The sequence below is a fragment of the Luteipulveratus flavus genome, from assembly GCF_029439465.1.
GTDB classification, from domain to species: Bacteria; Actinomycetota; Actinomycetes; order Actinomycetales; family Dermatophilaceae; genus Luteipulveratus; species Luteipulveratus flavus.
The window spans coordinates 86715-99778 of record NZ_JAROAV010000052.1 but is presented as its reverse complement, the minus strand read 5'-3'; the positions used below and the strand labels follow the sequence as shown (position 1 = coordinate 99778).

14 protein-coding genes and 1 tRNA gene are annotated in these 13064 nt (G+C 72.0%); 12 read left to right on the top strand and 3 right to left on the bottom strand.

Annotated elements, in window-relative coordinates:
* From P4R38_RS18645 to der, 7 genes are all read left to right on the top strand, one after another.
* Nucleotides 1-993 carry a segregation and condensation protein A gene (locus P4R38_RS18645; protein ID WP_277193465.1) on the top strand — a complete coding sequence of 331 codons (993 nt, stop codon included), beginning with the start codon at nt 1-3 and terminating at the stop codon, nt 991-993.
* On the top strand, nt 968-1630 hold the full coding sequence (scpB, locus tag P4R38_RS18640; protein ID WP_409201285.1) for an SMC-Scp complex subunit ScpB: 663 nt from the start codon (nt 968-970) through the stop codon (nt 1628-1630). The genes P4R38_RS18645 and scpB overlap by 26 nt, the downstream gene beginning before the upstream one ends.
* Before the next feature lie 97 nt (nt 1631-1727).
* Nucleotides 1728-2645 (top strand): pseudouridine synthase, encoded by a 918-nt coding sequence (locus tag P4R38_RS18635; RefSeq protein ID WP_275240076.1) that lies wholly within the window; start codon nt 1728-1730, stop codon nt 2643-2645.
* Nucleotides 2642-3724 carry a prephenate dehydrogenase gene (locus P4R38_RS18630; protein ID WP_277193464.1) on the top strand — a complete coding sequence of 361 codons (1083 nt, stop codon included), beginning with the start codon at nt 2642-2644 and terminating at the stop codon, nt 3722-3724. Before P4R38_RS18635 ends, P4R38_RS18630 begins: the two co-directional genes overlap by 4 nt.
* 46 nt (nt 3725-3770) lie before the next feature.
* On the top strand, nt 3771-4475 hold the full coding sequence (cmk, locus tag P4R38_RS18625; protein WP_277193463.1) for a (d)CMP kinase: 705 nt from the start codon (nt 3771-3773) through the stop codon (nt 4473-4475).
* Nucleotides 4468-5145 (top strand): lysophospholipid acyltransferase family protein, encoded by a 678-nt coding sequence (locus P4R38_RS18620; protein ID WP_277193462.1) that lies wholly within the window; start codon nt 4468-4470, stop codon nt 5143-5145. Before cmk ends, P4R38_RS18620 begins: the two co-directional genes overlap by 8 nt.
* A 14-nt stretch (nt 5146-5159) precedes the next feature.
* On the top strand, nt 5160-6698 hold the full coding sequence (der, locus tag P4R38_RS18615; RefSeq protein WP_409201284.1) for a ribosome biogenesis GTPase Der: 1539 nt from the start codon (nt 5160-5162) through the stop codon (nt 6696-6698).
* Nucleotides 6699-6702: 4 nt separating this feature from the next.
* Here the strand turns inward: der and P4R38_RS18610 are convergent, their stop codons facing one another.
* Nucleotides 6703-7638 carry a DUF2971 domain-containing protein gene (locus tag P4R38_RS18610; protein WP_277193460.1) on the bottom strand — a complete coding sequence of 312 codons (936 nt, stop codon included), beginning with the start codon at nt 7636-7638 and terminating at the stop codon, nt 6703-6705.
* Between the two features lie 121 nt (nt 7639-7759).
* Here P4R38_RS18610 and P4R38_RS18605 point away from each other — a divergent pair.
* Nucleotides 7760-7836 (top strand) — tRNA-Pro (locus P4R38_RS18605).
* A 77-nt stretch (nt 7837-7913) separates the two neighbouring features.
* Here P4R38_RS18605 and P4R38_RS18600 read toward each other — a convergent pair.
* Nucleotides 7914-8696, bottom strand: coding sequence for a nucleoside phosphorylase (locus P4R38_RS18600; RefSeq protein WP_277193459.1), 783 nt, complete (start codon nt 8694-8696; stop codon nt 7914-7916).
* Between the two features lie 55 nt (nt 8697-8751).
* Here P4R38_RS18600 and P4R38_RS18595 point away from each other — a divergent pair, with 55 nt between their 5' ends.
* The 4 genes from P4R38_RS18595 to P4R38_RS18580 all read left to right on the top strand — a co-directional run bounded on the left by P4R38_RS18595 (nt 8752) and on the right by P4R38_RS18580 (nt 11529).
* Complete coding sequence (locus P4R38_RS18595; protein ID WP_277193458.1) at nt 8752-9027, top strand: hypothetical protein; 276 nt, start codon at nt 8752-8754, stop codon at nt 9025-9027.
* A gap of 190 nt (nt 9028-9217) precedes the next feature.
* On the top strand, nt 9218-9916 hold the full coding sequence (locus P4R38_RS18590) for a hypothetical protein (RefSeq protein ID WP_277193457.1): 699 nt from the start codon (nt 9218-9220) through the stop codon (nt 9914-9916).
* A gap of 73 nt (nt 9917-9989) precedes the next feature.
* The gene (locus P4R38_RS18585; RefSeq protein WP_277193456.1) at nt 9990-10523 is read left to right on the top strand and encodes a DUF1697 domain-containing protein; all 534 of its coding nucleotides are present in this window, start codon (nt 9990-9992) and stop codon (nt 10521-10523) included.
* A gap of 31 nt (nt 10524-10554) precedes the next feature.
* Complete coding sequence (locus P4R38_RS18580) at nt 10555-11529, top strand: NAD-dependent epimerase/dehydratase family protein (protein WP_277193455.1); 975 nt, start codon at nt 10555-10557, stop codon at nt 11527-11529.
* 5 nt (nt 11530-11534) lie between these two features.
* On the opposite strand, the gene P4R38_RS18575 is transcribed toward P4R38_RS18580, so the two are convergent.
* Entirely contained in the window at nt 11535-13043 is a 1509-nt protein-coding gene (locus tag P4R38_RS18575; protein ID WP_277193454.1) for an APC family permease, read from the bottom strand.
* Between the last annotated feature and the right edge of the window lie 21 nt (nt 13044-13064).

Below are 13064 nucleotides of genomic sequence, written 5' to 3'. Positions count from 1 at the left end.
ATGGTGGTCGAGGAGGTCTCCGAGCACTCGGAGGCCGGCTCCGCAGCGCCCCCGGTCGTCCCGGTGGACGCGGAGGCGACCCCCGGCGGGGTGCTGACCCGTCGCGCTGCCGTAGCACCGTTCCAGGTCAGCCTGGACGTCTTCTCCGGCCCGTTCGAGCTGTTGCTCGGGCTGATCTCCAAGCACAAGCTCGACGTGACCGAGATCGCCCTGTCGAAGGTCACCGACGACTTCATCGCCCACATCCGCGCCGCCCAGGCGGCCGAGGCGGACTGGGACCTCAGCCAGGCGTCGGAGTTCCTGCTCATCGCCGCGACGCTGCTGGACCTCAAGGCGGCGCGCCTGCTGCCACAGTCCGGGCCGGACGACGACGAGGACCTCGCCCTCATCGAGGCACGCGACCTGCTGTTCGCTCGGCTGCTGCAGTACCGCGCGTTCAAGGAGGTCGCCGGCACGTTCGCCCGGCGGATGGAGACGTACGGCCGGATGACCGCCCGGCAAGCAGGGCTGGAGGAGCGGTTCGCCGGCCTGCTGCCCGAGCTGATCATGAACGTCACGCCCGACCAGCTCGCCGTCATCGCAGCACGGGCGATGACGCCGAAGCCGGAGCCGACCGTCGGCCTGGCCCACCTGCACGCCGCCCAGGTGAGCGTGCGCGAGCAGGCGACGCTGGTCGTCGAGCGGCTCCGGGAGCGGCGCACGGCCTCGTTCCGGACGCTCGTCGAGGACGCGGACTCCACGCTGGTGATCGTGGCCCGCTTCCTGGCGCTGCTGGAGCTGTTCAAGGAGGCCGCGGTGGCGTTCGAGCAGGAGGAGGCGCTCGGCGAGCTCGTCGTGCGCTGGACCGGCGACGACGACGGCACGGTCGCGGTCAGCGACGAGTTCGACGAGCACGACACCGACGACGAGGCCGGTGAGAACCCCCGGGCCGGCGCGCCGGCGCCGGACGATCGAGGAGAGGACGCGCGTGAGCGACGACCCGACACCCCCTGACCTGCCCCCGCAGGTCGAGGCCGAGCCGGACGGTGAGCCCGCCGAGCAGGCCGCCGACCAGATCGCGTTCGACATCAACGACTTCCCCGGCGGCGCGCGGACGGCCATCGAGGCCGTGCTCATGGTGGTCGACCAGCCGGTCACCGACGAGGAGCTCGCCGGCGCGCTGGAGATCTCCCCGGACGACGTGCTGGGCCATCTGAAGGACCTGGAGCGGCAGTACGACGACGAGCAGCGCGGCTTCGCCCTGCGCGCCATCAACAACGCGTGGCGCATCTACAGCCGCGCCGACTACGCCCCCGTCATCGAGAAGTTCCTGCTGGACGGCCAGCACGCCCGGCTGACCCAGGCGTCGCTGGAGACGCTGGCGGTCATCGCCTACCGCCAGCCGATCTCGCGGTCGCGGGTGAGTGCCGTCCGCGGCGTCAACGTCGACGGCGTCATCCGGACGTTGCTCACCCGCGGGCTCATCCACGAGCTCGGCCAGGACACCGAGGGCGGTGCGATGCTGTACGGCACGACGCCCTACTTCCTGCAGCGGCTCGGTCTCGGGTCGCTCGAGGAGCTGCCGCCGCTGGCCCCGCACCTCCCGGACGTGGATGTCATCGACGAGCTGGTCGAGCAGGGGCACGGGTGAGCGGCGAAGGAGGGCGCAGCGGAGGCCGACCGAGCGCGACCGAAGTGGTGAGCGGGGTGCCTACGATGAGGACGAACGATCGAGTGCGAGGAGAATCATGAGCCCGGGGAAGCCGCGTCAGAGCGGCTCACGAGGTCAGGCCGGCGGACGGGGCAGCGGCTCCCGCGGCCAGAGTGGTCGCGGCGCCGGCCCGGCGAGGCGCGGCGGGTCGGGTACGACCAAGCGCAGCCAGCCGACGCAGCCACCGCGCGAGCGGACCCCGCGCAAGGAGGCCGTCGACGTCCACGACCCCGACGGCGTGCGCCTGCAGAAGCTGCTCGCGGCGGCCGGCGTCGGCAGCCGACGGACCTGCGAGAACCTCATCCAGGAGGGACGCGTCCAGGTCGACGGCAGCACCGTGACCGAGCTCGGCGTCCGCATCGACCCGCTCAAGCAGGTCGTGCACGTCGACGGCGAGCGCGTCCAGCTCGACGGCTCGCGGATCTACCTCGCGTTCAACAAGCCGTACAACGTCGTGTCGACGATGAGCGACGAGCTCGGCAGGCCCTCGGTCGGCGACTACGTCGATCAGCGCAAGGAGCGGCTCTTCCACGTCGGCCGGCTCGACTACGACACCGAGGGCCTGCTGCTGCTCACCAACGACGGTGAGCTGGCCAACCGCTTGCAGCACCCGTCGTACGGCGTGACCAAGACGTACGTCGCGCTGGTGCCCGGGCCGATCCCGCGCGATCTCGGCAAGCAGCTGCGCGAGGGCGTCGAGCTCGAGGACGGCCCGGTCTCGGTCGACTCGTTCAAGGTCGTCGACTCCCAGCCGGGCAAGGCGATGGTGCAGGTCGTGCTGCACGAGGGGCGCAAGCACGTGGTGCGCCGCATGCTCGAGGCGGTCGGCCACCCGGTCGAGAGCCTCGTGCGCACCGACGTCGGACCGGTCAAGCTCGGCGAGCTGCGCGCGGGCAAGCTGCGCCCCCTGACCCCTCGTGAGGTGGCGGCGCTCTACAAGGCAGCCGGTCTGTGACGGATCACGTCCTGGTCGTCGGCACCGGCCTCCTCGGCACCTCTGTCGGAATCGCGCTGTCGCGCAAGGGCTTTCGCGTGTCGTTGGAGGACGTCTCGCCGACCGCGGTCGCTCTCGCCCGGGACCTCGGCGCGGGGACGATCGGCACGGACGACAGTCCCGACCTGGTGATCGTGGCTGCGCCTCCGGACGTCGCCGGCCAGGTCGTGGCCGACCAGCTGGCCGCGTACCCGCGGGCGCACGTCACCGACGTCGCCTCGGTGAAGGTCGCGGTGGCCGATGCGGTCCGCCGCTCCGCACCCGATCACCTCGACCGTTACGTCGGTTCACATCCGATGGCGGGCCGGGAGCGGTCCGGTGCCGTCGCCGCGCAGGCGGACCTGTTCGAGGGCCGTACGTGGGTCATCTGCCCGCACGCGGCGACCGCGCCGGAGGCGACCGAGCTCGTCCGCCGCGTCGCGGAGGCGGTCGGCGCGGTCCCGGTCACCATGGACGCGGCCGAGCACGACGCCGCGGTGGCGACGGTCTCGCACCTGCCGCAGGTCGCCGCCAGCCTGGTGGCCGCACGGCTGCGGGAGGTCTCCGAGGACGCGGTCGCGCTGGCCGGCCAGGGCGTCCGGGACGTCACGCGCATCGCCGCCTCCGACCCGATGCTGTGGACCCAGATCCTCGCGGGCAACGCGAGTGCGCTCCTGCCGGTCGTGGAGCGGCTGGCCGGCGACGTCGCCGCGGTGCGGGACGCGCTGCGGCGCGTCACCGACGACCCGGACAGCGAGGGTGCCCGGGGTGTGCTCGCGACCGCGATCGCCGACGGCCAGCTCGGCCGGGCCCGCATCCCCGGCAAGCACGGAGCGCCGCCGACGACGTACGCCACGGTGCTGGTGGTCGTCCCGGACCGGCCGGGCAGCCTGGCCCACCTGTTCCACGACGTGGGGGCGGCCTCGGTCAGCATCGAGGACATCCGGATCGAGCACGCGCGCGGCGGACCGGTCGGTCTGGTGGAGCTGTCGGTGCTCCCGGCCGTCCTGGACCGGCTGCGCTCGGCCCTGACCGCCGCCGGGTGGAGTGTCCACGAGTGACGCGTCCGTACGACGCCACGCCGTACCCGCAGTACCCTTGTCGGCCGTGACGACGATCCCCGCCGAACCTCTCGTGATCGCCATCGACGGACCCTCGGGGTCCGGGAAGTCCTCGGTCTCCCGCGCCGTGGCCCGCTCCCTCGGAGTGGGCTACCTCGACACCGGCGCGATGTACCGCGCCCTGACCTGGTGGTGCCTGGAACGTGGCATCGACCTGACCGACCAGGACGCCGTCGCGCGCGCCTCCCGGGAGCTGCCCCTCGAGCTCGGCACCGACCCCGCCTCGCCGGGCGTGACCGTCGACGGCACCGCGATCGACACCGCGATCCGCGAGAGCCGCATCTCCGAGGCGGTCTCGCACGTGGCCACCAACCTGCAGGTGCGGGCCGACATGCAGCACCGCCAGCGGGCGCTGATCGCCCGGATCGCGCTCGCCCAGGGTGGCGTGGTGGCCGAGGGACGGGACATCACCACGGTCGTCGCGCCCGACGCCGAGGTACGCGTCCTGCTGACGGCCTCCGAGGAGGCCCGGCTGGCGCGTCGGTCCAAGGAGCTGCACGGCGATGCCGGCGCGGCCGCGGTCGAGGCGACCCGGGCGCAGGTCGTGCACCGCGACGCCCGCGACTCGACCGTCTCGCAGTTCATCGTCGCGGCGGACGGCGTCACCACCGTCGACACCTCCGACCTGGACTTCGAGCAGTCGGTCGAGGCCGTGCTCGCCGTGGTCGCCGCGCGGGGCGAGCGTGTCTGAGCCGCCCGCGGCGTACGGAGCGGCGGCCGGCCATCACCTCGGCCAGGTGATCGCCCCGATCCTCTACGACGCCCGGCGGCACGGGCTGCACCACGTCCCGCGCAGTGGACCGGTCGTCCTGGTCTCCAACCATGCGGGCTTCCTCGACGGCCCGCTCGTGTACTGCCTCGCGCCCCGCCCGGTGCACTTCCTGGTGAAGCGTTCGTACTTCTCCTCGGCGTGGGGCGCGCTGCTCAAGGGCGTCGGCCAGATCCCGATCGATCAGAACACCGGTGACCGTGCCGCCCTCGCGGCCGCGCGCGGCGTCCTGGCGCGCGGGGGAGCGGTGGGCGTGTTCCCGGAGGGCACCCGCGGTTCCGGCCAGGTGCGCGCCGTCCAGCAGGGAGCCGCCTGGCTGGCCCTGAGCGCCGACGCCCCGGTCGTCCCCGTCGCCTGTCTCGGGACCCGCGGCACCGGCGCCTCGCGCGGGTCCTGGCCGCGCCCGCGGGCCCACCTCGAGGTGATCTTCGGCGAGGCGTTCTCCGTACGGCCGCAGGAGGACGTCCGCGGCCGGGAGCGGCTGCGGATCGCCACCGACACCCTGCGCGACCGGCTGGCCCTGCACGTCGCGGACGCGGTGTCGCGGACGGGCATGGCGCTGCCGGGCGACGAGCCGCCCCGTACCACCTGACGCGGTACGCGACAATGGTGGTCTGCCCGACGGCAGACCACCCTCTACGCAAGGACGATCCCGTGTCTGACCAGCCCTCCCGCGATGCCGTGACCCCCGAGGACACCGCAGAGCACGACGCCTCGGTCGAGCAGGCTCTGCGCGTCGGCCTGGAGGACTTCGACCTCAGCGACGAGGACCGTGCGCTGCTGGAGGCCGAGGGTCCCGGTGAGGGCGACGACGCCGCCGGCGACGCGCGTCCGGTCGTCGCCGTCATCGGTCGTCCGAACGTCGGCAAGTCGACCCTGGTCAACCGCATCATCGGTCGCCGTGAGGCCGTGGTCGAGGACGTCCCCGGCGTGACCCGCGACCGGGTCGCGTACGACGCCGAGTGGTCCGGCCGCCGCTTCACGCTGGTCGACACCGGCGGCTGGGAGGTCGACGCGACCGGCATCCACCTGCGGGTGGCCGAGCAGGCGGAGATCGCCGTCGAGCTCGCGGACGCCGTGATGTTCGTGGTGGACGCGACCGTCGGAGCGACCGACACCGACGAGGCTGTCGTCAAGCTGTTGCGCCGGTCCGGCAAGCCGGTCGTCCTGGTCGCCAACAAGGTCGACGACCAGCGCACCGAGGCCGACGCGGCGATGCTGTGGTCGTTCGGTCTCGGCCAGCCGTACCCCGTGTCGGCGCTGCACGGCCGGGGGAGTGGCGACGCTCTGGACGCTGTGCTGGAGGTCCTGCCGGAGCGGTCGGCCGTCGCCGGCGCGTACGCCCCGGGCGGCCCCCGCCGCGTCGCGCTGCTCGGTCGTCCGAACGTCGGGAAGTCCTCCCTGCTGAACAAGCTTGCCGGCTCCGAGCGGGTCGTCGTCGACCACGTGGCGGGCACGACCCGTGACCCGGTCGACGAGATGATCGAGCTCGGCGGCCAGACCTGGCGCTTCGTCGACACCGCCGGCATCCGGCGCCGCGTCCACCTGACCCGGGGCGCCGACTTCTACGCCTCGCTGCGCACGCAGACGGCGCTGGAGAAGGCCGAGGTGGCGGTCGTGCTGATCGACGCTGAGGACAAGATCGCCGAGCAGGACATCCGGGTCGTGCAGCAGGTGATCGACTCCGGTCGGGCGCTGGTGCTGGCGTTCAACAAGTGGGACCTGCTGGACGAGGAGCGGCGCTACTACCTGGAGCGTGAGATCGAGAAGGAGCTCGTCCAGGTGCCGTGGGCGCCGCGGGTCAACGTCTCGGCGCGCACCGGTCGCCACCTGGAGAAGCTGGTTCCCGCGCTGGAGACGTCCCTGGACTCCTGGGACCAGCGCATCCCGACCGGCCGGCTCAACGCGCTGCTCGGCGAGATCGTCGCCGCGCACCCGCACCCGGTCCGCGGTGGCAAGCAGCCGCGCATCCTGTTCGCCACCCAGGCCTCCACGCGTCCGCCGCGGTTCGTGCTGTTCGCCTCCGGGTTCATCGAGGCGAGCTACCGGCGGTTCCTGGAGCGCAGGCTGCGTGAGGAGTTCGGCTTCGAGGGCAGTCCGATCGAGATCGCCGTGCGCGTCCGCGAGAAGCGCCGCCGCTCCTGATGCGTCACTCGCGGTAGGGGATGTGCGACCGGACGACGGGCACGTCGTAACCGTACGAGGCGAGCAGCTCGCGCGCCGAGTCGGTGGCGGCCCGCCCGTTCGGCGACGGTGAGATCGCCAGGGCGCGGATCGGCAGCGGCGCGGTCGTGGAGACGATCGGCGTGCCCTGTTCGCCAGCACCGGTGAGGACCAGGTACGGCGCCATGCCGTACGCGGTCGCCCGGTGGCGGACCACGCCGGGCGGCAGCGCCGCCTCGTCGAGCCAGTGGTGGATGCCGACGCAGTACCGCGTCTCCCGCTCGTCCACGAAGCCGGGGTGCTTGATCAGCATCAGCGCCGCCTCCAGGTCGTCGCGCAGCTGGCCGAGCGCGTCCATCGCCCCGGCGTCGCGAGGCCTGATGACCCCTCCGTCCGCGGCATCGCTCATCTCCTCGGGCAGCTCGTCGAAGACCGCGTCGACGAGCGCCCGTTGATCGTCCTCGCCGTAGCGCACCGGTCGCCAGGGTCGGTGCTGCACCCTGATGTCGTGCGGGTCTGCCTGCGAGCCGCCGAGCACACTGAGCGGCGCCTGCGGATCGAGCCCGACCGCGTACGACTCGCCACCGCCCCCGTAGAGCCGCCACATCACCAGCAGGTCGCCCTCCTGTGCGGCGCTGAGGATGAAGCACGTCGCCGGCGACGGCCCCTCGCCGGGATCGTCCGGACGGGTCCACTGCGTGTCGTCGAGAAGCGGCAGCAGCGCCTCGTACCGGCTGTCCGTACGGATGCGCCGCTCCAGCTCCTGGTGCAGCGTCCTGGCCCCGAGGGTCACCTCGCCGGCGTCGTTGAGGAACGGCGAGGCGGTGCACCACAGCGTGTGGGACTGCACGATGGCCAGCAGGCCGGGGCCGTCGGTGTAGTGCCAGACGAGACCCGCGGCCGGCTCGGTGAGCTGGTCCATGTACGCGAGCGTACGAGTGTCTGCTCGAACCGCTACGTGCTCGCGGAGCCGATTGGGACCCGGGCGAGTCGCTGCGCTAAGGTTCAGGTCGCTCACCAACCCGTCAGGGCCTGGTGAGCATCGGGCTGTGGCGCAGTTTGGTAGCGCACTTGACTGGGGGTCAAGGGGTCGCAGGTTCAAATCCTGTCAGCCCGACCACATCGGGTCTGACCTGTTCTCAACGGGTCAGACCCGTTTTCGTGCCCGGCCTCGCTCGCTGCCCTTGCGCGACGAGGTCAGGCCTCCATCCGTAGGGCCGCATTCATCGCGAGGGCCAGCATGTTGTCGCGCACCTCGTGCTGGGTGCGCCAGCTGCGGTGGTCCCAGGCGGCCCCGCTCAGGTCGTCTCCGCCGTAGAGCAGCTGCGCGAGCCGCACGTCGCGGAAGCGCGCGACCGCCGCGATGGAGGCCGCCTCCATGTCCACGGTCACGCAGTCCTCGTCGCGGCGGGCGGCGATCTTGGCGGGGGTCTCGCGGAAGAAGGCATCCGTGGTCCACGTCCGTCCGGCGACGTACGGCACCCCGTGCTCGGTCAGCGTCGCCTCGAGGGTCGCGACCGCGGCGGGGTCGGCGTCCACCACGCGCCCCGGTGGCAGGTAGTGGTGCGAGAGGCCTTCGTCGCGCAGCGCGGACGTCACGACGACCAGATGACCCAGGGTGACGTCGGGGCGCAGGGACCCGGCGCCGCCGCACGCGGCGAAGGAGCGGCAGCCGAGGGCGATCAGCTCCTCCACCAGGCTCCCTGCCGCCGCCCCGGAGACGGGCATCGGCACGAGGCCCACGCGTCGCCCTTCCATGTCGACCTCGAAGAGCGGGTGCGGGCCGTCCTCCCAGCGGTTCTCCACGACCTGGCGCCCGTCCAGCCGTCCTACCAGCCGCTCGATGCCGTCGTGGAACCACGACAGGACGCACGCTCGTGGCACGTCGACCGGCTGCCGGACGTCGACCGGCTCGATGAACGCCTGCGGACTCGCGTCGTACTCCAGCAAGGGGATGATCTGCCGCTCGTCTGCTGCCACGGAGGGAGTCAACCAGTCGCCCACTGCGGATCGCATTCCCGCGTAGCATCCGCGCATGGGGAGACCGGGGTGGCGGTTCGGGACAGTGGTCCTCACGGGCGTCCTCGCGCTCGTCGCCGGCGTCGTGATGGCGGTGCGTGAGCGGACGACGTCCTTCGGCTGGTTCGCGTACTCGCCGTCGGACGGCGACGACCTGCCTCGTTTCGTGACCGACCAGCAGCTGGCCGCTGTCGCAGTGGCCGTGACCGGCCTGCTGCTGCTCGCCTGCTGCGTCGGATACCTGCTCGCCCTGCGGGTCGCCGGACCACCTCCCTCCCGGCCGCCCACCTGAGGCGTCGTCCCGGGACGAGCCGGTGCCTCATCGTTCATCGACACTCGATGTATCCGGCGCCACGCTCGCCGCTCCTTGACCCATGTCGCCGGCGAGCCTGTCGAGCGCTGGACCAGCAGGGGGAGTGCGGGGCGAGCCGGGCCGGACGATCACCGGCTCCGGACTGCCGGCGGCACGAAGGAGCGAAACCATGTCTCGTGCTGTCACGACTGTCGTTGCCGCTGCCGGTGCCGCGCTGATCGGGGGAGTCGGCCTGGCGCAGCCCGCGCAGGCTTCCGAACCGAGCTGTGCCGGGCTGAGTCCGGTGAGCACACTGAGCTCGGTCACCTACCTCGACCGCCTGATCCGGGCCTGGGGGGCCGGCAACACCCAGCAGACCGCCTGCTACGCCGACACCACGCTGCGCAATGCGCTGTGGAGCCTGTCCGACACCGGCGGCAGCCACTGGGTCCGGACGAAGGACGAGGGTGCTGCGGGCACCGTCTACGCGACGTACCACGACGCGGCCCGCGGCGGGACGATCACCGTCTCGGTCACCAACGTCCTGCCGCGGTCAGGCGGTGGGTGGCACGCCGCCCGCTACTACTCCATGTCCAACACCGCGAACGAGCACGCCTCACGGGCGGACGCCGCGATCCGCTCCTGGGGGCGCGGCGACCGGGTCGCGACCGGGTACTTCGCCACGGCGACGGTGACCAACACGCTGTTCGCCTACCGCAACCCGGGCGGCAGCTACTGGCACGCGATCTCGGGCGAGGGCGCCGCCGGGCACAGCTACACGACGTACCGGTACGGGACGACGAGCGCGAAGCTCACGCTCGGCGTCGCGAACCCGGGCATCACCGGCACCTGGGCGCACGACGTGGACCAGGTCTACATCGGGCGGTAGGCGTCGCACCGGTCGACATCGCGGGACCCGGTAGGGCTGCCGCGATGTCGGCCGGCGCCCGTACAGTGCGGCCATGCCTCGGTACGTCGCCTTCCTGCGCGGGATCAACGTCGGCGGACACACCGTGAAGATGCCGCAGCTGCGCGCGCTCGTCGCCGACCAGGGGTACGACGACGTCGAGACGTTCATCGCCAGCGGCAACGTCGTGCTCACGTCCCGGCAGCGAGCTGCGACGGTGGAGTCGACTCTCACGAAGGCGTTCGAGAAGGAGCTCGGGTACGCGGTCGCGACGTTCGTCCGGACCCCCGCCCAGCTCGCCGACATCATCGACGCCGACCCGTTCGCGCCGATCGAGGACGGACACAAGGTCCAGGTCGGCTTCCTGGAGTCCGAGCCGACGGCTGCGTGCAGGAAGGGCGTCGAGGCGCTGTCCAACGACTACGACACGCTGCGCTGCCACGGCCGGGCGGTCTACTGGCTGACCCGTGGCGGCATCAGCGGGACGCAGATCAAGCCGGCCACCTTCGACCGGGCCGTCGACGCGTCGACGACGTTTCGGAACCTCACCACCGTGCGGCGACTGGTCGACAAGTGCGCGAAGGCGTAGCCGGGAGGGCGGGCGCACGCGACAATGACTCATGCGATGCGCCCTCACCGGAGCGACCGGGTTCGTCGGCGGCGAGCTGGCCCGTCAGCTGCGTGCCGCCGGTCACGAGGTCCGGGTACTCGCCCGGACACCCGCCAAGGCCGCGGGCCTGGAGTCACGGGGATGCGAGGTCGTCACCGGGGACCTCGACGACGTCGCCGCCCTCGACGCCCTGCTGACCGCCGACGAACCGCTCGACGGGTTCTTCCACGTCGCCGGCTGGTACCGCGTCGGCGAGCGTGATCCCCGTCCGGGCTGGACGGTCAACGTCGACGGCACCCGCAACGCGCTCGACGCCGCTCGCCGAGCCGGCGTACGCCGCATCGTGTACACCAGCACCCTGGCGGTGAACTCCGACACCCGCGGCGTCGTCCTGACCGAGGACGACTCGTTCACCGGCAGACACATCTCCACGTACGACGAGACGAAGGCGCGCGCCCACGCCATCGCCGACGCGTACGCTGCCGGCGGGCTCCCGGTCGTCACGGTCATGCCGGGCGGGATCTACGGGCCAGGGGACACCTCGCAGGTCGGCGAGCTCATCGCCCAGGTCGTCGCCGGGCGGCGGCCCCAGGTGCCCCGCCGCGGGGGCCGGCTGGTGTGGGCGCACGTCGCGGACGTGGCCCGCGGTCACATCCTCGCTCTGGAGCAGGGCGAGCCGGGACGCTCGTACATGCTCGCCGGCGAGCCCGCCACGCTCGCCGAGCTGCTCACGCGGACCGCGCAGATCGCGGGCACGAAAGGCCCCCTGCTCGTCCCCGACCCCCTCGTGCAGGCGTCGGCCCGACTCATGAGGCCGGTGTCGGCCGTGGTGCCGCTGCCCCAGACGTACCACCCGGAGGCGCTGCGGGTCTCTCTCGCGAGCTACCTCGGCACCCGCGAGCGCGCCGAGCGCGAGCTGGGCTGGCGGTGCCGGCCACTGCAGGAGGGACTGGATGAGACGGTCGCCGCGCTCCGGGCCGGCTGAGACGCTCAGCGCACCTGCGCGTCCTCGACGCCCGGCACCGGACGCTCACCGGTGGCGAGGCGGGAGTGCTTGCGCCCGTAGAAGCCGTAGACGACCAGCCCGACCACCAGCCAGGCGAGGAACCGCAGCCAGGTCTCCACGGCCAGGCTCGCCATCAGTCCCACGCAGCACAGGGCCGACACGATCGGCAGCAGCGGCACCTGCGGGGTGCGGAAGGGGCGCTCCATCCGCGGCTTGGTGCGACGCAGCACGGCCACCGCGATGGACACGACGACGAACGCGAACAGGGTGCCGATCGACACCATCTCCGCCAGCGTCTTGAGCTTCACGAACGCCGCGAGCAGACAGACGACGGCCGTCGTGGCGAGCGTGATCCGCAGCGGCGTGTGGAACCTCTCGTGGACCTTGCCGACGGAGGGCGGCAGCAGACCGTCGCGGCACAGCGCGAACCCGATCCGGCCCATGGCCACGATGTCGACCAGGATCACCGAGCTCAGCCCGGCGACCGCCGCGATGCCGATGAGCACGCCGGCCCAGCTCATGCCGACCCGGTCGAAGGCGTTGGAGATCGGCGCGCCCTCGGACAGGTCCGTGTACTTCACCATGCCCGTGATGACCAGGCACACGAGCAGATAGAGCACCGTGCAGATGGCGAGGGTGCCGATGAGGCCGCGCGGCATGTCCTTGGCGGGGTCCTTGGTCTCCTCGCCGAGGTTGGCGACCGCCTCGAACCCGCTGTAGGCGAAGAACACGACGGCGGCGGCGACGAGCACGCCGGCGAATCCGTATGCCGCCGGGTCGACCCCGCTGACGTACTGCCACAACGGCTGGGTGAGGCCGGACGTCTTCTCCTCCGGGGTCTGCGACGGCGGGACGAACGGCTTGTAGTTGGCCGCCTTCACGAAGAAGACGCCGGCAACGATGACGAAGACGCAGATCGAGACCTTGATGACGACCAGCGCGTTGGTGACCAGCTTCGACTCGCGGATGCCGACGGCGGCGACGATGCCGAGCACGAGGGCGATCGCCACGGCCCCGAGGTTGATCGAGGAGGTCTCGCCGAAGACCGACGTCGGGAGGTCGAAGGCGTCCTGCAGGTAGCCGGACCAGCCGCGCGAGACCACCGCGGCTCCGAGGGCGAACTCCAGGATGAGGTCCCAGGCGATGATCCAGGCAAAGACCTCGCCGATGGTGGTGTACGCGTACGTGTACGAGCTGCCGGCGGTGGGCACCGCTGCGGCGAGCTCGGCGTAGCACAGGGCCGCGAGCAGGCTGACGAAGCCCGCGATGGCGAAGGAGATCACCACGGCCGGACCCGCGTGGTTCTTGGCCTCGACGCCGGTCAGCGTGAAGATCCCGGTGCCGATGACGATGCCGATCCCGAAACCCATCAGGTCCCAGGCGGTCAGCCGCTTGCTGAGGCGGGCGTGGTGCCCGCCGTCGCTGCCGTCCTCGTTCTGCTGAATGACGGTGTCGACGTCCTTGGTGCGCACGAGGTCGCGAATGCCGCTCATTTTCGGACCGTAGACCCGTTG